We start from the raw sequence: 19176 nt of genomic DNA on the forward strand, positions 1-19176 counted from the left end.
ATTAAGTTAAATATAAAATATGCCAAATTTTAAAAATTGTCAACCAGAAAGCTCCCATATTCGTCTTCGCTCTCAAATTCCTTCGATTGCAAGAGGTCTCTTACTGTTAACCATGGCTTATAATCTTCATATTCCCCGAGTCCTCTTCTGTCTGCTTTAACTTTTTTAACTTTTTTCAATAGTTAACTCATACTTGAATCTAGGTATATTAAATTTCACTAATAAAAAAAACGCAATATGTCTATGATTGAGAATAGACATGGTGCGCTTCTTTCAAAGATTAATTTGAATGGTTATTCAACTATTTAAATTTAATTTTAAAACCCATTTTTAAGGGTATTTTTGTTTTTAAGTCCTTTTTTAAAGAATTGTTTTATATATCAACAGTTCTTATAGTGGAACAATTCCAACCGGATTAACCGCATTGGACTTCGATGCGTTCCATCCTCCACGGTGAAGCTCGAAGTGTAAATGCTGGCCATAGGAATCACCTGTGTTACCCATGTTTCCAATAAACTGACCTTTGGATACGACTTGTCCTTCACCCACGGCACGGCTGCTTAAATGAGCATAGACCGTTGTATAGGTTTGACCGTTAATGCTGTGTGCAATAAAGATCGCGTTCCCGTAACTTGAAGAGTAGTACGAACGAATAACTACCCCATCCGCTGCAGATACAACAGGTACTGTTCCTTTTGCTGCAAGATCGACCCCTGCATGCAGTTTACCCCAGCGGTGACCAAATCCTGAAGATAGGTAACCGGCTGATGGTCTTGTGAAAGATCCACCAGATACAGCTGGAGCTGAAACGGTGCTTCCTCCACCGCTACTTTCTGTACTTCCGCCACCTGACGAATTGTTTGCGGCTGCTGCTGCGGCCGCCGCTGCAGCTTCAGCAGCGGCTTTGGCCTGACGTTCTTGCTCCATTTGAATGGCTTTTTGCATTGCAGCAGCTTGATTAGCTAAAATCGACTGCTCTTCTGCTAGGGCCATTTGATGGTTATGAAGTTCGGTCTCTTCTTGTTGAAGAGTGGCCATTAACTTATCCTTTTCAGCCTTTTGTGATTCAAGGCTCTGCTTCATTCCTTCAAGGTCAGCAAGCATGGTTTCTAATCCAGCAAGCTTGTCCTCTACTTCTTTTTTCTTCGCTTCAAGTTCTTCTTTATCTGCTTGATGCTCTCTTAAAATATCTTGGTCGGCTTCCACAATGGTAGCCACCGCACTCATGCGATCGATAAAGTCAGAAAAGCTCTTTGCCCCCATCAATACATCGATATAACTCACCATACTTCCGTTTTCCTGGAAGTTACGAGCACGGTCCTTTAGCAATTCATTTCGCTTGGCAATACGCTCTTCTAGAACAACGATTTCTGCTTTTAATGTTTCAATTTCAGCCTTAGTGTTCTCGATTTCAACATTCTTTTCAGCAATCTTATTTTCCGTATCTGTTACCTTCATATCAATCTCTTTAATTTGAGCTTGAATACTATCCTGTTGGGCTTGATTTTCAGAAAGCTTTTGTTCCGCTTCATCAAGCTTCGTTTCTACTTCTGATTTTTCTTCTTGAATTTGACTTTTTTCTTCCTTAAGGTCATCGAGTGTGTTCGCCTTTACTGGAGAGACAAGAACACTTCCGAAACCTATTGCAGCAGCAAGTGTGACATATGTTATCTGTTTTTTCACTCCGATTTCTCCTTCCAAATGCTAAGTTAGTCGTTCGATAGACAGATAGATTCTAGTCTATTAATCTAGTCATTTTTTATGTAGAAAAGGAACGTCGTACATTCCTTTTCCTTATATTTTTAAGAATTTACGTACGGACATTAAGCTTCCCCAAATTCCAATAAAGGCACCCATGATCACAAGGATTCCAGCCACTTGGAAAATAAATGGATTCACATCTAATATTTGAATAAAATTGCCCTCTAATCTTGGTGCAATATAAGCATGGGCTTCTGTATATAACACTGAAATCAATGCGATAGGAATAATGGAACCTAGTACTCCGAGCATAAGCCCTTCAAGGAAAAACGGCCAACGAATAAACGAGTTCGTTGCTCCCACTAAGCGCATAATTTCAATTTCACGTTTACGAGCAATAATCGTAATTTTAATCGTGTTAGAAATTAGGAACATCGCTGTAAAAAGCAACCCAACGATGAGCACAAGTCCAACGTTGCGGCTGACAGATAAAAAGCTAAATAGCTTTTCAACAGAGCCTTGTCCATATTTCACCTTTGTCGTGTATTCAAATTCATCAATTTGTTTCGCGACATTCATCGTATCAGTAGGATTTTTCGCTTTGACGATAAATACATCATTTAAAGGATTGTCTTGCTCAAAAAGGTTAAATACTTCTCCTTCTTCGCCAAGACTAGAGATCAAATTATCAAGCTCTTCCTCTTTTGCAGAGAAGGTGACACTTTCCACTTTCGAGAGACTTTTAATCTGTTCCTCAAGCGCTGCCTGGTCTTCTTTCGTAGCTGCTATATCTATATGAACGCGGATTTCCACGTCTTCTTCAATCGAATCGGCTACCTTATTCAAGTTCATCATTAACACTAAAAACACGCCAACAAGAATCAATGTCACCGTAACGGCACTAACAGACGCAAATGTCATCCAACCGTTACGACCAAGGTTTTTGACGCTTTCTTTCATGTGACGACGGATCGTTCTAGCTTTCATAACCGTAGTCACCTCGCATTTGGTCTCGAACTATTTTTCCACTTTCAATCGCAATCACGCGATGCTTAATCGTGTTAACAATATCCTTATTATGGGTCGCCATCACGATGGTTGTTCCTCTTGTGTTAATCTCTTCAAAGATGTTCATAATTTCCCATGAAGTCTCAGGATCAAGATTCCCTGTCGGCTCATCGGCAATCACAAGCTTGGGTGCATTGACAATCGAACGGGCAATCGAAATACGCTGCTGCTCTCCACCAGAAAGCTCAGTAGGCAGCATTCTGGCTTTATGCTTTAAGCCCACGAGATCCAACGTCTCCATGACTCGCTTCTTTATATATTTCGGCTGCTCTTCGATAACTTCAAGTGCAAACGCAACATTTTCATATACATTTAACGTCGAAAGTAACTTAAAGTCTTGGAAAACCACGCCAATATTTCTTCGTAATAGTGGAACCTTTGAGGGTCTGAGTGTGGCAAGATTGATTCCATTAATCATAATCGAACCTTTTGTGGGCTTTTCCTCGCGGTACATCATTTTAATAAAAGTGGACTTCCCCGCACCACTCGGCCCTACCACGTACACAAACTCACCTTGCTGTATATTTACATCTATACCATTAGCGGCTGTAACGCCGTTTGGATACTTTTTATACACTTCTTTCATTTCTATCATTAACTATCACCTAAATTGTTTTTGTCATATCTATCAATTGGCCTTTGGATGTTGGTTACATTACATGAATGATGCTCAAATGAATTATCGTCGAAATTCGACAAAAGTTGACCGCTGCTTTAGACAGTATTCTTCATAAATCACATACAAGAAACATTATAGCACTATCCTAATACAAAAAGCGGTATAAAAATATTACATTTTCTTTTCAAGTATTGTCATATTATGGTGAGAGTTGGAAATTGTCATGTAAATGATTCGACATGATTGGTGGAATTCCTCTATTATATGAGGGGGATATGTTGTGGAATTTTGTATTTCTGTGGTGGATTTTAGAAAAATAACATGATATTCAAGCATATATCAGCGACATTTCTATGATATCGGCGACTTTCTCTACTTTATCAGCGACTTTTTAAATATATCAGCGACTCTCTCTATTTTATCAGCGACCTCCTTATACAAACAAAAAACGCCCTCAGGACGTTTTTCATCTACCATTATTTCTTTCCAGCTAACCATTCTGCAACAGTGGAAGCATCTTCGCCTTGTAAAAGTCCCTTCGGCATTGCGCCTTGGCCATTGGCAATTACATTTTCAATATCTTCTTTTGATAAACTAGCACCGATTGCATCAAGCTTCGGTCCTACTCCACCTTCGAGGTTTCCACCGTGACAGCTTGAGCATTTTTGCCCGTAAAGCTTTTCAGCGTCTCCGCCACTAGCTGTTGCGCTGTCATCGCTTGCTTCCTCACCGCCGCCACATGCAGCTAATACAAATAATGATCCCATCAATAGTGCAAGAAGCTTCTTTTTCATCCAAACTCCCCCCTAAGGAAAAAAATACATAGTCGGTAATATTATACCAAGACTAGGCTCGTTTGAAACCCTCACCAAGCACCTCGGAAGCATCCATAACGATGACAAATGCAGATGGGTCAATGGTTTTCACTAGTTGTTTCAATTTCGTGAACTCTGTTTGATCAACAACACACATCAGGATTGGTCGCTCGTGATCGGTATAACCACCGTATGCTGATAGTTTTGTCACACCACGGTCGATTTTATTCAGAATGCATTCACGTACTTCCGCCTGCTTGTTGGTGATAATCATCGCCATCTTAGAACGACCGAGACCAACTTGAACCAAGTCAATCGTTTTCGTTGTAACATACAAAGCAATCAATGCATACAAGCCTCGTTCAATATCAAACACAATCGCAGCAGACAAAACAATTAATCCATCGATAATGGCCACACATGTTCCCAATGTAAGACCCGTGTATTTGTTAATAATCTGAGCCGCCAAATCTGTTCCACCGGTTGACGCCTTGCCGCGGAACACGATTCCTAATCCTAGACCCACTCCAATTCCCCCGAACAATGCACCGAGTAGTGGATCATTCGTCCAAGGTTCATAATCATTCGTAAAAAACACGACTAATGGCAGAAAAATCGTTCCCACCAGCGTTTTCACACCAAAATTCTTACCTAATAAAAGAACACCAGCAATAAATAAAGGAATATTAAAAGTCCACTGTACAATAGCCGGTTCAAATCCGAATAGAGAATAGAGAATGGTGGATATCCCACTTACCCCACCAGACGCAATTTGATTGGGTAATAAAAATAAGTTAAAGGCAATCGCCACAATAGCTGATCCAATTAGTACATATATGTATTCTAAAAATACTTCTACCTTCGGAGGGACTCCCGATGTCTTTTTTCGATTCATTAACCATGTCTCCTTTACCAACCTCTTATTAAAATAACTAGGCGAGTATAGCATGGAGGAAAAAGGTTGTAAATGCCACTGTACCACCGTGTTAAAGGGCTAAAAAACCTTCTTATTAATATGATACAAAATAAGACCGGGCATTCACCATGCTCGGTCTTATTACTGTTTATTCACGATTCCAACCGCGATTGTTTCGAGAAACGGACGAACGCTCGTAGATCGATTTTTCGCATATCGAATCATCATAATCACATCGTGCAGTTCTTGTGGCGTTAAAAGCTCAATTGCCCAATCCACGAATTCCTCATTGGAGATGGCATAATTTTCGGTAGGTACTTTAATTTGCTTATATGTACGGAGTTCATCACGTAAAAGTCGCTTATAATATTCATATTTTAGCTCCACCAGTTCATCCTCTTTGCGGAGTTTTTCGGTTAAATAGAGCATTGATTGCTCGTTAATCATAACTATTTTTTCACCTCTGTCCAGCACGTTCGCATTCCTTTCATTATGATAACAAAAAACTAGCGTTGTGCCTATTTCTTCACAAAATTCTTGATACTTTCTCTATTATTTTTGAAAACCCCTTATCCTTCAAGGGCATTTCGTATTAATTTCACCGTTTTTTTTCCAGCCATTCCTAATTCCTTGACAAACGTATGAATTAGTAGAAAGATTGTATACTATGTGAGAAAGAACTGTAGAAAGGATGATTCTGTGCAAGAGAAGAAACTAGGCTCGGTATTTTACATATCTGTCATTATAATTAGTTTATTTGTTTTATGGGGATTACTCGCACCAGATCACTTGGCTAATTCTGCAAATGCGGCACTCGCCTTTACAACGGGGACTTTTGGCTGGTTTTATCTATTAGCTGCCTTTATCTTTTTAGTATTTGCGGCGTACTTAGCATTTGGTCCATATGGAAAAATTAAGCTCGGGAAAGATGATGATGACCCCGAATACTCATACTTTTCATGGTTCGCCATGTTATTTTCCGCAGGGATGGGGATTGGATTGGTCTTTTGGGGAGTAGCTGAACCCATCACTCATTATATTGATCCCCCGCTTGATTTGGCTGAAGGTCAAACAGCAGAAGCAGCTCGTTATTCGTTACGATACTCCTTTTTCCACTGGGGGCTCCACCCTTGGGCGATTTATTGCATCATTGCCCTTGGACTTGCTTATTCACAATTTAGAAAAGGGGAATCTGGACTGATTAGTTCCACCTTTCGCCCTCTGCTTGGAAACAGGGTCGAGGGACCGATCGGAAAGGGAATTGATACATTTGCTACAATCGCAACGACGTTTGGTGTGGCGACTTCACTTGGATTAGGGACCCTTCAAATTAACAGTGGCCTTTCCCATGTATTTGGAATTCCAAACAATACGACGATTCAAATGTTCATTATCGCTATTGTTACCATCCTTTATATGGTTTCTGCTACCACAGGACTAGATAGAGGAATTCGTTACTTGAGTAATTTGAATTTAGGACTGGCGGTCGCGCTCTTATTATTTGTGATAGTCGTTGGACCGACCTCCTTTATATTTGATGCCTTAACCACTACAATTGGTGGCTACATAGGAAACATCATTCCGATGAGCTTCCGTTTATCACCTTTTACACAAGGAACATGGGTTGGCGCATGGACCCTGTTTTACTGGGCATGGTGGATATCCTGGGCACCATTTGTTGGAACATTTATCGCTCGCGTGTCTAAAGGAAGAACCATTAAGGAGTTTGTCCTAGGGGTCTTACTTGTCCCAACTTTGTTCGGTACGATTTGGTTTTCAGCTTTTGGAGGCTCCGCTCTTTTCTTTGAGCTTTTTGAAAACAAAGGAATTGTTGATGCGGTGAGCAATGATGTGACAACAGCCCTTTTCATCACCTTAGAGCAGTTCCCACTTGGAACCATTTTAGCAGGCTTAGGGACATTGTTAATTATTACGTTCTTCATTACCTCTGCTGACTCCGCTACATTAGTGCTTGGAATGCTCACGTCCAAAGGGGTGTTAAATCCCGCGAATTCAACTAAGATCATTTGGGGTTTTCTGCAATCAAGCATCGCTGCGGTGTTATTGTGGAGCGGTGGATTGAATGGGCTTCAAACGGCTTCAATTGTTGCTGCCTTGCCATTTGCGGTGATTATGGTACTGATGGTCGTATCTTTGAGTATGTCTTTAAATGAGGAAGTAAGAGAGCAGAAAAAGATAGAAAAGCGTCGGAATAAAAAGTTAGATCAGCTGTTAAGAGAAAGTGATTTGTAGAGAAAAAGCCTTCTAAGTTTTGATACTTAGAAGGCTTTACTATTTTATAAACTCAATTTGGAACGCAAGTACGCATTAATAAAGATATCTAAATCTCCATCCATAACCGCTTGCACATTTCCTGTCTCCGTGCTCGTACGGTGGTCTTTTACCATCGAGTACGGGTGGAACACGTACGATCGAATTTGTGATCCCCAGCCAATTTCCTTCTGCTCGCCACGAATTTCCAATAGCTCAGCTTCTTGCTCTTCAATCTTTTTCTGATAAAGCTTGGCTTGAAGCATCTTCATCGCACGCTCACGGTTTTTAATTTGGGAACGCTCGGTTTGACATGTCACCACGACATTCGTTGGCAAGTGAGTTATACGAACGGCAGAGTCTGTCGTGTTAATATGCTGTCCACCGGCACCACTCGCACGGTACGTATCGATCTTCAAATCTTCTGTACGGATGTCGATTTCAATTTCATCGTTAAATTCTGGCATCACTTCACAAGAAACGAAGGACGTATGACGACGGCCCGATGAATCGAACGGCGAAATACGCACTAGACGATGGACGCCTTTTTCTGCTTTTAGGTAGCCGTACGCATTATGGCCTTTGATCGCTAAAGTGACACTTTTAATCCCCGCTTCGTCACCTGGTAGGTAATCAAGCGTCTCCACCTTAAAGCCCTTCTTCTCTGCCCAACGCGTGTACATACGAAGAAGCATCGAACCCCAGTCTTGTGACTCGGTTCCACCTGCACCTGGGTGAAGCTCAAGAATCGCGTTGTTTTTGTCATATTCTTCACTTAGTAGGAGTTGTAATTCGAATTGAGCCAGGCGCTCCGAGAATTCTTTTAGCTCGGTTGCCAGGTCGTTTTGCATTTCTTCATCTGTTTCTTCACGAACAAGTTCATACGTGAGATCTAAGTTTTCGTATACTTCGTACAGGTCATGAAATTCATGTACCTGATCTTTTAATGCGTTGGATTCCGAGATAACCGCCTGCGCTGCTTGCTGGTCATTCCAAAATTCAGGTTGAAGCATGACATCGTCAAGCTCCGCAATTCGCGCCTCTTTGTTTTCTAAGTCAAAGAGACCCCCTAAAGTCCGCTAATTTCTTAGCTGTTTTTTCAAGTTCATTACGAATATCTGCTAATTCCATGATTGTGCCACCTCTATAAGAATTTTAATAAAATCGTTTTCCATAAAAAGAGGACGGTAGAATCTGTTGCTACCGACCCTCTATTTTATTATGTTTGTTTGGGATTGGAACGGGAGTTGGGTTTTGCTTCGCAAGTATTTTGTGCGAATCGCAAATATATGGTTGGGATCGCAAGTAATTTTCGAGAATCGCAAATATATTTTTGTAATCGCAAGTAATTCTTGAGAATCGCAAATATATTTTTGTAATCGCAAGTAATTCTTGAGAATCGCAAATATATTTCTAAAATCGCAAGTAAATCCTGAGAATCGCAAATATATTTCTAAAATCCCAAGTAAATCTTGAGAATCACAACTTTCTTCCCCGAAAACTACTGCAAACTCACTAAAAACCGCCTATTCTTGTTCTAAAATTACCTTAATGCCAAAATTCCAGCCACTTTTATTGCCTCTAGTCTAAGCTTCCGCAGCAGTTTTTATACTTTTTGCCGCTTCCGCAAATACATGGGTCGTTTCGGCCGACATCCATTGCCTTGGTTACTGGCTTTTTCTTAACAGCCTTTTCACCGTCTTCTTTTGGGTTCACTGCTTGGCCCTTTGCTACCTCTTGGCGCTCTAGGTTGTTGCGGATTTCCGCCTTCATGACGTACTTCGCTACATCCTCTTCGATGGCTGCGATCATGCTTTCGAACATCGCAAAGCCTTCGTGGTTATATTCCCGAAGTGGGTCGATTTGACCGTACGCACGTAAGTGAATTCCTTGACGAAGCTGATCCATGGCATCGATGTGATCAATCCACTTCGAGTCAACGGCACGAAGTACGACAACTTTTTCGAATTCACGCATTTGCTCGAATGAAAGCTGCTCTTCTTTTTCGTCGTAGCGCTCCTTCACTTTCGCAAGAATCAATTCTGCCATTGCTTCTGGCTCTTTATTTTTCAGGTCATCAACTGTTACAACACCTTCGTGAAGAAGATTTCCGTTCACATAGTCAATGATTCCTTGCAGGTTCCATTTGTCACGATCCTCAAAGCTCGGTGTGTGAACTTCCACGCTGCGGCTAACAACCGTTTCAATCATTTTCTCTACGATTTCACGTAGGTTCTCAGACTCAAGCACTTCATTTCTTTGCGTGTATAAAATTTCACGTTGCTGACGAAGCACATCGTCGTAAGAAAGAAGCTGCTTACGCGCATCGAAGTTGTTTCCTTCTACACGTTTTTGTGCGGATTCTACGGCTCTTGATACCATTTTACTTTGGATTGGCTGAGAATCGTCCATGCCAAGACGTGTCATCATTGCCTTCATATTGTCAGAACCGAAGCGGCGCATTAGCTCATCTTCCATCGAAAGATAGAACTGTGTTACCCCTGGATCTCCTTGACGACCTGAACGTCCACGAAGCTGGTTATCAATACGACGGCTCTCATGGCGCTCCGTACCAATAACGGCTAACCCGCCAACCTCTTTTACACCTTCGCCAAGTTTAATATCTGTACCACGACCAGCCATGTTGGTTGCGATCGTTACCGCACCTTTATAGCCTGCTTCAGCAATGATTTCTGCCTCGCGCTCGTGGTTCTTCGCGTTTAATACATTATGACGAATACCCTTTTTCGTTAGGTATTTTGAAATTAATTCAGATGTTTCAATCGCAACCGTACCAACAAGAACGGGTTGTCCCTTGCTGTTTCGCTCAGCGATATCCTCCACAACGGCACGGAATTTTCCGTCCATTGATGCGTAGATTAAATCGGCACGGTCATCACGGGCAATCGGACGATTCGTAGGAATGACAACAACATTCATATTATAAATATTGCGGAATTCCTCTTCCTCTGTTTTCGCCGTACCCGTCATCCCTGACAATTTTTCATACATACGGAAGTAGTTCTGGAACGTAATCGTCGCAAGCGTCATGCTCTCGTTTTGAACCTCCAGACCTTCCTTCGCTTCAATCGCTTGGTGAAGACCATCGCTATAACGACGTCCCTTCATGAGACGACCTGTAAATTGGTCAACGATCACGATTTCCCCGTCTTGCACCACATAGTCCACGTCTAAATGCATGCTCGCATGAGCCTTCAGTGCTTGTCCGATATGGTGGTTCAACGCGACGTGACGGATATCGAATAAGTTCTCGATGCCAAACGCGCGCTCTGCTCTGTTGATTCCGTCTTCCGTCAGCTGAACACCCTTTGTCTTTTCATCGTACGTGTAGTCCTCTTCTTTTTTCAACGTACGAACAAACGCATTCGCTTGAATATAAAGAGCTGTCGACTTTTGAGCCGAACCAGAAATGATCAATGGGGTACGCGCTTCGTCGATGAGGATGGAGTCGACTTCGTCAATGACCGCATAGAAAAGCGGACGCTGTACCTTTTGCTCTTTGTACAGAACCATGTTGTCACGAAGATAATCGAATCCAAGTTCATTATTCGTTGAATACGTAATATCACAAGCATACGCAGCTTGCTTTTCTTCTTTTGAAAGGCCGTTTGTGTTTAGACCAACCGTTAAGCCTAAGAACGTATAAAGCTGACCCATTTCTGTCGCGTCACGGCTTGCCAAGTATTCGTTCACCGTTACGACGTGAACGCCTCTTCCAGACAAGGCGTTTAAATATACAGGCATGGTAGACGTTAACGTTTTCCCTTCCCCTGTCTTCATCTCGGAAATGTTCCCTTCATGAAGAGACGCTCCCCCCATGAGCTGAACAGGATACGGGTAAAGCCCAAGAACACGCTTGGCTCCTTCGCGCACAACGGCAAACGCTTCAACAAGCAAGTCATCAAGCGACTCGCCACCTTGATAGCGAGACTTGAACTCGTCCGTTTTAGCACGAAGCTCGTCATCGCTCAACGCTTCCATTCGTGGTGCCAATTTTTCAATCTCTTCACTCAGTTTGGTTAGGCGTTTTAATTCTCTTTTATTTGGATCAAACACTTTATTTAACATTCCAAGCATTTAGAACGCTCCTTTTTGGTTATGGCTAATTATGTATAAATTCGCCAGATTGCTTGGCGAACCCTTCGTCATTCAAATGTTTACCTATTATTTTATCACTTTTGGGTAATCAGTGCCAATAAGAGCCAGAAACAACCTACTTTAAATACTCGTCCTCTTCTAGTTCAATCTGCAGGTCTTCTAAAATCATCGCTCGGAGTTCTCGTAACTCAGGAGTGAGCGTGGTCTTTAAGTCCCTGACAATTCTTCCAAGACTAGCCGCAGAGACGTTCGTCTCCAAGGCAAACTCATTAATCGTCAAATCAACTAATGGATGAACCTCCATCGCCACATACTGAACAGCCGCCACGTACACAGACTTGCTTTTCACCTGCTTTGGCTTGATTTGACAATAACGATTCCAAAGCGCGATTCCCGTTCCGGTTAGTTCTGGTGGTGAACCATAGCTCTTAAACTCTTGGACCAACAACTCGGCAATCACCTTGTGAACAGGGAGTGGCCAATTGAAGTTGTCGATGTTCACTTCGGCTGATAAAAATTGAATTTCGTTCATCACATAAAGGAGCTGATTTTTCAAAAACTCGATGGGGTCATCGTACTTGCTTTCGGCAAACTCCTGCTTAATAAATTCTTCATCCCTTTGATCTGATTCCCCTTCAAGGTCGAAGAAGGTCGGGAAAAAGATCCACTCCTCACGATATGGAACGATAAATCCGAAGATGAAAGAGTTCGGCTCAGCTGCTGATGGCTGGAGAAGCTTAATTTGAAGATGCTCATCTGTCAGCGTGTCCTTCATCGTTACACTGGTTGGCGTAAGCTCAAGCATTCTCCCTGCAACCGGGCGAGGATTGTGCCAGGAAGCGACGATGTCTCGCAAACTCGCTCTTGTGACCGTTTTATCACGATGATGGATGAAGTCTTGTAAATACGTCATGTTTTGGTCCACTTGTTTGAAAAGGGCGAACCATACGGTATGAATAAAGCCAAAAAACTCGATTTCCTTTTCATCATCAACGAGCGCAGGAAGAACATACCGATCAAAATCCTCATCAATTTCATCACCGTACATATAATCCACATCACTGATGACCTTTGCCTGGATTTGCTCAATCTCCCGTTCTATTAATGAGTTAATCGAAATGGCTTCTTTTAAGCCACAACATTTTTTATATTTTTTCCCGCTCCCACATGTACATGGTGCATTTCTGTTATATGATGCTGCCATTCGGTTCTCCTTCTTTATCAAGGCTCTTTTCTTAAACTTTGTTGTTTTGGAGATAAAAAACGCCTAACCTAAGCTACCATACATAGCAAAATAGACTCCAATTGTAAGAAATGAGCTTGCATTCTTAATTTAAGCACAAAATAGCTTGTTTCCACGTTAAAATCGGCTTTTAGATTTTAACAACAATCAATGTGAACATTGCCTTTATCCAAATCTCTTACCCTTTAGTGTAAACGATTATGGTGGAATACAAAAGGGATTGAGGAGAAAATGGGGCGTGTTTCTCAAAATAAAAAGCACTTCTTGGCTAGGAAGAAGTGCCCACTATTAAAACTACTGCTTTTTCATATAATCAAGAACGTCCAAGTCAATCTTCCCACGCTCTAACTCGCGCGCTTCAAAGTTCTCGGTATGTATATAACGAGTCAGCGCCTTGTGAACACTTTCCTCATCCACATACAGTTCCAAATATCCGTGACGTCTTAAATGTGCGACCAATTCTTTTTTCACATGTCCTTCAATCGTAGCAATCCGCTCTTGCTTAGGAGGAGCAAAGTATAGCTGTTGCAAACCAAATACGCGAATGAGCTCTTTAATGGGCTCCGGATGATCGTCGACACGAAGATCGATGAAGCGGTCATTGTACCCACCATAACCTCCCGCTTCCTTTACCACTAATAGGGCCGCTGATTGCTGACCACGACTATCTCCGCCAGCCTCTTGCCCCGCATTTAACGCGGCAAGCAAACGTTCTGCCAGTGTACCACTTGTCTCTTGAAACGTGTTTGCCATCGCTTGTACGGTCTTTTCGTCAACTAAAATATTTCCCTGTGCGGCAAAATGCTCTCCAGTGATTCCACCTGCCCAGTCATAACATTTTTCACCGGTAAAAGTAGCGGCATTTCCGTTCGCATCGATCACTCCAACTTGACGCAGATCTCTATCCTCATCACGTGAAGTAATGATTCCGATCACCTCTTCCGCTGACTTCCCTTCTGAAAACAGCCCCAACGCCTCCGGACCATAAGCCGTATTCGCATAAGACTGCGTCGCAACAGCACCTACCCCAGCCATAGCGAACGGCACCACGGCTCCGACTCCAAGAAACTTTGATTGTACCGCAATTCCCCATTCTTTTTCCTTTGGATCATAGCCTACGATTGAAAACGTCATGTTTCTGCCTCCTCACGCTTCTAATAAGGTCAGTAGCACATGAAGCAAGCCTTTGTTGCGCTAGCAACACCAGCTTGTGGAATGTGCTACTGATCCTGACTTATCCCAAAAATACCCCACCATAAACAAGCGCACCCGCTATCACATAGGCAGGATGAACCTTCAGCCTTTCCATCAACACAAAGGCAATGACACCAATCCCAATCGTCTGCCAAATCCCCGCTCCTTCAAATGAGGAGAAAAAGAAATCATACGTCATCACCCCTAACAGGACAGCAATAACTGGTCGCACCAATACAGTGAGTCGCTTTACCTTTGGTGATTCTTTATATTTCATCAATAAACCGAGTAAGGTGACCATCAAAATCAACGACGGTGCCACCGTGGCAAATACAGCAACCACGGCTCCGAACACACCACCCACTTCATAGCCAATATACCCGGCCATTTTCGTCGCAATCGGTCCTGGTAGTGCATTCCCTAACGCGAGCACCTCACTAAATTCATTAACAGACAACCATTCATACCGATCCACCACTTCATTTTCAACCAGTGGAATCGACGCCGGTCCCCCACCATACCCGAGAATTCCCGGAATAAAAAACGCCAAAAACAATTGCCAATAAATCATGCGGACGTCTTCTCCTTTTCCTTAGACTTCTCAGGATCTTTTTTCAATAATGCACTGAGTAATAAAGCAAAAATAATGATTGCAGGATGCACGTTTAAAAATTGAAGCAACACAAGGCTCGCAACGATAAAAAGAAAAGTCCAACCCCAACCGAGACTAGAGCTCGATGATTTTTTTACAAAATCCCAAGTTAATGTTGCAAGCATAACCGCAACAACCGGCACAACCGCCATCGACATCCCTCGCACCCATGGTTCGTCTTTGTAAGTATTTAGTACATTTAACAAGATAATCATGAAAAAAATACTCGGTAAAATCGAGGCAAAAAGTGCGTTTAAAAGTCCTAACACACCACCCACACGATACCCAATATAACCGGCCATCTTCGTATTAATCGGCCCTGGCAAGGCATTGGCCAGTGCCAAAATATCGCCAAACTCATCCGAATCCATCCATTTGAATGTATCGACAACTTCCTTTTTGACAAGAGGAATTGATGATGGCCCACCACCATAGCCCAGAATTCCTGAGCGGAAGAAGGCGATAAATAACTGTCTGTGCTTCATAACATTCCTCCTATATTATAAAAATTCAGATAGTTTCATCATACCAAATTTATGTGTTTTCGTTAACCATTATTTCGGAATTCGAGATATTCACAAAATCGAAACAATTTACTTAAACTTGTCGAATTTTGTCCGATACATAAGAGGTATGTACAACCAAGAGGAGGACAGCAACATGCTAAAAAGAATATTCTTATTGTTCCTAGTCGTGAACGTTTTAAGCGCATGTTCACTCGGAGCACAGCAAACAAAGACAGAAAAAGAATACAAAATTGGGATTCTTTTATCAGATAGTGGACTTGGGGACGAATCCTTTAACGATTCCGCGTTCCGTGGCCTAGAACGAGCTCGCGACGAGTTTGGAATTTTGTTTGACTATAAAGAAGCTCCAGACGGTGACTTCGAAGAAAAACTAACGGAACTTGTCGAGGAAGAATATGACCTGATTATCGGTCTTGGTTTCTCTGTTAAGGAAGCGTTAGAAAAAGTAGCAAAGGAACATCCAAATCAGCCATTTATGATTATAGATGAGGTTTCTGAACTTGAAAACGTCGTATCCCTTACCTTTAAAGAATACGAAGGAAGCTTTCTAGTAGGAATGGTCGCTGCGATGAAGAGTACCACGGGTAAGATTGGATTTATCGGTGGCTTTGATGTGCCTGTCGTGAATCATTTTAAAGCAGGCTACATTCAAGGAGCCAAGTACGTCAATCCGAATGTAGAAGTAATGGTTGAGTACGCGAATTCCTTTGGAGACGCGACACTTGGTGGAACAATTGCCGAAAAACAAATCGCTGCTGGTGCTGACTTCATCTACCCGGCCGCTGGATTTACGGGCTTCGGCGCACTTCAGACGGCTCAAAAACTTGGGAAGTTAGCAGCTGGTGTGGATTCTGACCAATTTTTCGTAGCAGAAAAGGCTGTTACCACTTCTATGTTAAAAAATATTGACGTGGCCGTGTACGATATCGCTAAAGAATTGAAGGAAACAGGAAAAATTGGTTCTTCCGAGTATGTGCTCGGTCTTTCTGAAAATGGTGTTGGCTTAGCGGACATTCGTGTCGTACAACTAACAGATGCTGAGAACAGCCAGCTTGAAGAAGCAAAAGAGAAAATCATTTCGGGCGACATTACCGTCGAAATGGAATAAGGAGGGAATGACATGAAACTTAGATCTCGCTTACTCATCATCGCCATCATTCCACTTTTATTATCAACATTGATTATTGGATTTATGATATCTCAGCTAGTGAGCATGCAAAGCTCAGCTAAGGATGATGTACAGGTTTTATTATTGGTGGAAGGTATTCAAGGAGAGCTGGTTGTTGCCAAACAAGCACTCTCGAATTATACATTCAACCAAAGTGAAGCAAACAAATCAGAAGCTGTGACACAATTACAGAACATTGATGAGCAAATAGCATCACTTACAAAAGTAATTAGAGTGGATGAGCAGAAAGAAACGCTAGGGAAAGTTCAAGAAAAGTTTGACGCCCTATCATCTGAGGTTGATGCGGGGTTTGGAAGTAACGACCCCTCGGCGATTAAAAGACAATCGATTCGTATTTCTGGTGTCTTGAATGATGTATACCTGTTGGATAAACAGACTGGAGAATGGTACGACGAAATGCTCCAACAAACCGAGAAAAAGATTCAGTTTGTTGTTTTATTCTCGATTATTGCGATTGTTTTATTGATTGTGTTATCTAGCCTTTCAACTTGGTTCTTGGCTAGACGTATTGCGAAACCGTTAAGCGAAGTGGTGGCTCACGCGATTAAAGTGGCGGACGGAGACCTCACGGTTGAAGTCGACGAAGTGAAGGAAAATAGTTCGTATGAGTTGGATCAGCTTAAATCTGCTTTTGCGTTAATGATTTCGAATGTAAAACAAACCGTTCAATCAATTGAACAAGTCGGAGAACGAGTGACGGGCTTTACCGCTGAAGTGTCTGGACATATGGTGAATTTGCGTGAAATTAGCAACCAGGTGGCTGTTTCAACAGAAGAGCTCGCTCGCGGAAGTCAATCGGTTTCAGAAGATATTCAATCAACTGCCGGCTCAATGGGTGCGATGAACGAAGAATTCTCTCGTGTTCAGGATAAAACCGACCAATCATCACAGGCTGGATCTGCTGCGTTGGATTCGGTTCAAACCGGTCGAGTGTCGTTAGAAAAACAAGTTGAACTGGCTTCCCAATTGTCTAAGTCAACCGATCATATAAAAACATCCGTCGAGGGCTTCACACAGTTTGCTGGACAAATTGAGGAAGCGGCGCGTTCCGTACGTGATATTGCCAATCAGACAAATTTATTAGCCTTAAATGCGGCCATTGAAGCGGCGCGTGCAGGAGAAGCTGGTAAAGGTTTTGCTGTTGTCGCAGACGAAGTTCGTAAGCTAGCAGACGACTCCACTAAGGCAACGGAACATATCACAACGATGGTTAGCCATATGAAAAAAGGCATTGCGACCATTGTGGAAGCAACGGAGCTTGGGTATGAGTTATCGCATCAACAACAATCTTCTATGAAGGAAACAGAATCTTCATTTGAAGTGATTTCTATGAATGTGATGGCAATCAATGAGCAGTTGGATGCGTTGGTTGAGGGGATGAAAACTTCTAGCAGCATGAGTGCTTCGGTTATTTCTGCAATTGAGAATATTTCGGCCGTTACCGAAGAAACTGCAGCTGGAACTGAGGAGATCAGTGCCTCTACGGATGCGCAGCTTCAGGCATTTGAGCAGGTGAATGAGAAGATGGAGCAGCTGCAGGAGTTGACCGTAGAGATGAAGAAGGAATTGGCGAAGTTTCGGTTGTAGGTGATTTTTGTCGGGTTAGTACGAAATGTATGTCATATCGGAAATCTTGCAACAAACCAATCCAAGATGCAAGAAACTCGATGAAAGTTACAATTATATTAAGATGATAAAAATGCCTACTCGATCTAAACGAGTAGGCATTTTCCTTATTATTGAGCTTCAATCAAGCCATAACGGCCATCTTTACGCTTGTAAACGACATTGGTACGGTTTGTCTCAGCATTTGTAAACACGTAGAAGCTGTGGCCAAGTAGGTTCATTTGAAGGATCGCTTCTTCGCTGTCCATTGGCTTTAGGTCAAAGCTCTTTTGACGAACAAGCTCTAAATCGCTCTCATCCTCTTCTACTGCTACACCGCCGCCTTGATTTTCGACTGGAGAAGCAAACAATTCATTTAGGTTCCCTTTTTCACGGAATTTGCGGTTCACTTTTGTTTTATGCTTACGGATTTGACGCTCTAACTTGTCTGTAATTAGATCAATCGCCGCATACATATCATCATGAACTTCCTCTGCACGAAGTACCAAATTCGCCATCGGAATTGTTACCTCTACTTTGGATCGCTTGTCATTGTACAACTTCAAATTCACATGAACATTTGCATTAGGAGTCTCAGTAAAATATCTTTCCAACTTGGCAATCTTCTTTTCCACGTACTCTCTAATTGCTGGAGTTACCTCAATGTTTTCACCACGAACGTTGTAATTCATAAGTGAACTCCTCCTTCACATTATACAAATTTGGTTACCTTACTGTTATGCTTAGAGCAGCTTGTCCTACGCCACTTTTTCCAAGCATATCTTAAAAATAACCACCGTCTTAATATGGTAATTAAGACTATGTATTTATACTTCTATTTTACCCTCGTAAACTCCTGCTAAAACTTGAAAAAGGTTTGAAAATTGTGTCGAATTGGTGACTTGTAACCATTTCTCCATATTTAAATAAAAGAAAAGAGACTAGCTCTAACTAGTCCCTAATTATTTGCTTTCTTGATTCATACTTGCTTCTAAAGTAGAAACTTTCTTTTCAAGCTTGGCATTCTCTATTTTTAGTCTTCCATTCTCTACTTTTAATTCCTTGATTTCTTCTTGGTATTGCTCCACTGTCTTATCTTCTTCGGTTGTCGTTGTCGTTTCTTCTTTAGAATTACAACCGGTAATCAATAATAAACTAGCGAGTAAGATAAAAAATAATTTCTTCACTGTAATAACTCCTTATAACTTGATTTAAATACTTATTATAACAACTGTTACATTAATTAAGAACACCCTC

At 41.9% G+C, this 19176-nt stretch carries 17 protein-coding genes; 3 read left to right on the forward strand and 14 right to left on the reverse strand.

Annotated elements, in window-relative coordinates:
• Nucleotides 1-390: 390 nt before the first annotated feature.
• The 6 genes from ACVBAX_RS15905 to ACVBAX_RS15930 all read right to left on the reverse strand — a co-directional run bounded on the left by ACVBAX_RS15905 (nucleotide 391) and on the right by ACVBAX_RS15930 (nucleotide 5566).
• The gene (locus ACVBAX_RS15905; protein ID WP_447117879.1) at nucleotides 391-1683 is read right to left on the reverse strand and encodes a murein hydrolase activator EnvC family protein; all 1293 of its coding nucleotides are present in this window, start codon (nucleotides 1681-1683) and stop codon (nucleotides 391-393) included.
• A gap of 111 nt (nucleotides 1684-1794) precedes the next feature.
• The gene (gene ftsX / locus ACVBAX_RS15910) at nucleotides 1795-2688 is read right to left on the reverse strand and encodes a permease-like cell division protein FtsX (RefSeq protein ID WP_447117880.1); all 894 of its coding nucleotides are present in this window, start codon (nucleotides 2686-2688) and stop codon (nucleotides 1795-1797) included.
• Nucleotides 2678-3364 carry a cell division ATP-binding protein FtsE gene (gene ftsE, locus ACVBAX_RS15915; protein ID WP_447117881.1) on the reverse strand — a complete coding sequence of 229 codons (687 nt, stop codon included), beginning with the start codon at nucleotides 3362-3364 and terminating at the stop codon, nucleotides 2678-2680. The genes ftsX and ftsE overlap by 11 nt, the downstream gene beginning before the upstream one ends.
• Nucleotides 3365-3864: 500 nt before the next feature.
• On the reverse strand, nucleotides 3865-4182 hold the full coding sequence (cccB, locus tag ACVBAX_RS15920; protein ID WP_430775539.1) for a cytochrome c551: 318 nt from the start codon (nucleotides 4180-4182) through the stop codon (nucleotides 3865-3867).
• Nucleotides 4183-4234: 52 nt separating this feature from the next.
• A complete protein-coding gene (locus ACVBAX_RS15925) occupies nucleotides 4235-5098 on the reverse strand; it encodes a YitT family protein (protein ID WP_430775538.1) in 864 nt (287 codons plus the stop codon).
• Between the two features lie 162 nt (nucleotides 5099-5260).
• Nucleotides 5261-5566, reverse strand: coding sequence for a hypothetical protein (locus tag ACVBAX_RS15930; RefSeq protein ID WP_430775536.1), 306 nt, complete (start codon nucleotides 5564-5566; stop codon nucleotides 5261-5263).
• Between the two features lie 252 nt (nucleotides 5567-5818).
• On the opposite strand from ACVBAX_RS15930, the gene ACVBAX_RS15935 reads away from it, so the two are divergent.
• Nucleotides 5819-7372 carry a glycine betaine uptake BCCT transporter gene (locus ACVBAX_RS15935; protein WP_447117882.1) on the forward strand — a complete coding sequence of 518 codons (1554 nt, stop codon included), beginning with the start codon at nucleotides 5819-5821 and terminating at the stop codon, nucleotides 7370-7372.
• 44 nt (nucleotides 7373-7416) lie between these two features.
• Here the strand turns inward: ACVBAX_RS15935 and prfB are convergent.
• The 6 genes from prfB to ACVBAX_RS15965 form a co-directional block, all read right to left on the reverse strand.
• A protein-coding gene (prfB, locus tag ACVBAX_RS15940; protein WP_447117883.1) for a peptide chain release factor 2 occupies nucleotides 7417-8521 on the reverse strand; the annotation gives its coding sequence in 2 pieces (ribosomal slippage) (nucleotides 7417-8448 and nucleotides 8450-8521; 1104 coding nt in all).
• 450 nt (nucleotides 8522-8971) lie between these two features.
• Nucleotides 8972-11488, reverse strand: coding sequence for a preprotein translocase subunit SecA (gene secA / locus ACVBAX_RS15945; RefSeq protein ID WP_430775532.1), 2517 nt, complete (start codon nucleotides 11486-11488; stop codon nucleotides 8972-8974).
• Nucleotides 11489-11624: 136 nt separating this feature from the next.
• Nucleotides 11625-12713, reverse strand: a complete 1089-nt coding sequence (locus ACVBAX_RS15950) for an SEC-C metal-binding domain-containing protein (RefSeq protein WP_447117884.1) — start codon at nucleotides 12711-12713, stop codon at nucleotides 11625-11627.
• 333 nt (nucleotides 12714-13046) lie between these two features.
• The gene (locus ACVBAX_RS15955; RefSeq protein ID WP_447117885.1) at nucleotides 13047-13886 is read right to left on the reverse strand and encodes a DUF1028 domain-containing protein; all 840 of its coding nucleotides are present in this window, start codon (nucleotides 13884-13886) and stop codon (nucleotides 13047-13049) included.
• A 100-nt stretch (nucleotides 13887-13986) separates the two neighbouring features.
• Nucleotides 13987-14517 carry a chromate transporter gene (locus tag ACVBAX_RS15960; RefSeq protein ID WP_447117886.1) on the reverse strand — a complete coding sequence of 177 codons (531 nt, stop codon included), beginning with the start codon at nucleotides 14515-14517 and terminating at the stop codon, nucleotides 13987-13989.
• Complete coding sequence (locus ACVBAX_RS15965; protein WP_447117887.1) at nucleotides 14514-15083, reverse strand: chromate transporter; 570 nt, start codon at nucleotides 15081-15083, stop codon at nucleotides 14514-14516. Before ACVBAX_RS15965 ends, ACVBAX_RS15960 begins: the two co-directional genes overlap by 4 nt.
• A gap of 175 nt (nucleotides 15084-15258) precedes the next feature.
• On the opposite strand from ACVBAX_RS15965, the gene ACVBAX_RS15970 reads away from it, so the two are divergent.
• Nucleotides 15259-16233, forward strand: coding sequence for a BMP family lipoprotein (locus ACVBAX_RS15970; RefSeq protein ID WP_447117888.1), 975 nt, complete (start codon nucleotides 15259-15261; stop codon nucleotides 16231-16233).
• 12 nt (nucleotides 16234-16245) lie between these two features.
• Complete coding sequence (locus ACVBAX_RS15975) at nucleotides 16246-17901, forward strand: methyl-accepting chemotaxis protein (RefSeq protein ID WP_447117889.1); 1656 nt, start codon at nucleotides 16246-16248, stop codon at nucleotides 17899-17901.
• Between the two features lie 149 nt (nucleotides 17902-18050).
• On the opposite strand, the gene hpf is transcribed toward ACVBAX_RS15975, so the two are convergent.
• A complete protein-coding gene (gene hpf / locus ACVBAX_RS15980) occupies nucleotides 18051-18611 on the reverse strand; it encodes a ribosome hibernation-promoting factor, HPF/YfiA family (RefSeq protein ID WP_391557880.1) in 561 nt (186 codons plus the stop codon).
• A gap of 270 nt (nucleotides 18612-18881) precedes the next feature.
• Nucleotides 18882-19106 carry a hypothetical protein gene (locus ACVBAX_RS15985; protein ID WP_447117890.1) on the reverse strand — a complete coding sequence of 75 codons (225 nt, stop codon included), beginning with the start codon at nucleotides 19104-19106 and terminating at the stop codon, nucleotides 18882-18884.
• Nucleotides 19107-19176: the final 70 nt, after the last annotated feature.

Source organism: Robertmurraya sp. GLU-23, from assembly GCF_052983275.1.

Coding starts and splice junctions, on each gene's coding strand:
- ftsX (WP_447117880.1), bottom strand. CDS start 2,688: ATGAAAGCTAGAACGATCCGTCGTCACATGAAAGAAAGCGTCAAAAAC.
- ftsE (WP_447117881.1), bottom strand. CDS start 3,364: ATGATAGAAATGAAAGAAGTGTATAAAAAGTATCCAAACGGCGTTACA.
- cccB (WP_430775539.1), bottom strand. CDS start 4,182: ATGAAAAAGAAGCTTCTTGCACTATTGATGGGATCATTATTTGTATTA.
- ACVBAX_RS15925 (WP_430775538.1), bottom strand. CDS start 5,098: ATGAATCGAAAAAAGACATCGGGAGTCCCTCCGAAGGTAGAAGTATTT.
- ACVBAX_RS15930 (WP_430775536.1), bottom strand. CDS start 5,566: ATGATTAACGAGCAATCAATGCTCTATTTAACCGAAAAACTCCGCAAA.
- secA (WP_430775532.1), bottom strand. CDS start 11,488: ATGCTTGGAATGTTAAATAAAGTGTTTGATCCAAATAAAAGAGAATTA.
- ACVBAX_RS15950 (WP_447117884.1), bottom strand. CDS start 12,713: ATGGCAGCATCATATAACAGAAATGCACCATGTACATGTGGGAGCGGG.
- ACVBAX_RS15955 (WP_447117885.1), bottom strand. CDS start 13,886: ATGACGTTTTCAATCGTAGGCTATGATCCAAAGGAAAAAGAATGGGGA.
- ACVBAX_RS15960 (WP_447117886.1), bottom strand. CDS start 14,517: ATGATTTATTGGCAATTGTTTTTGGCGTTTTTTATTCCGGGAATTCTC.
- ACVBAX_RS15965 (WP_447117887.1), bottom strand. CDS start 15,083: ATGAAGCACAGACAGTTATTTATCGCCTTCTTCCGCTCAGGAATTCTG.
- ACVBAX_RS15970 (WP_447117888.1), top strand. CDS start 15,259: ATGCTAAAAAGAATATTCTTATTGTTCCTAGTCGTGAACGTTTTAAGC.
- ACVBAX_RS15975 (WP_447117889.1), top strand. CDS start 16,246: ATGAAACTTAGATCTCGCTTACTCATCATCGCCATCATTCCACTTTTA.
- hpf (WP_391557880.1), bottom strand. CDS start 18,611: ATGAATTACAACGTTCGTGGTGAAAACATTGAGGTAACTCCAGCAATT.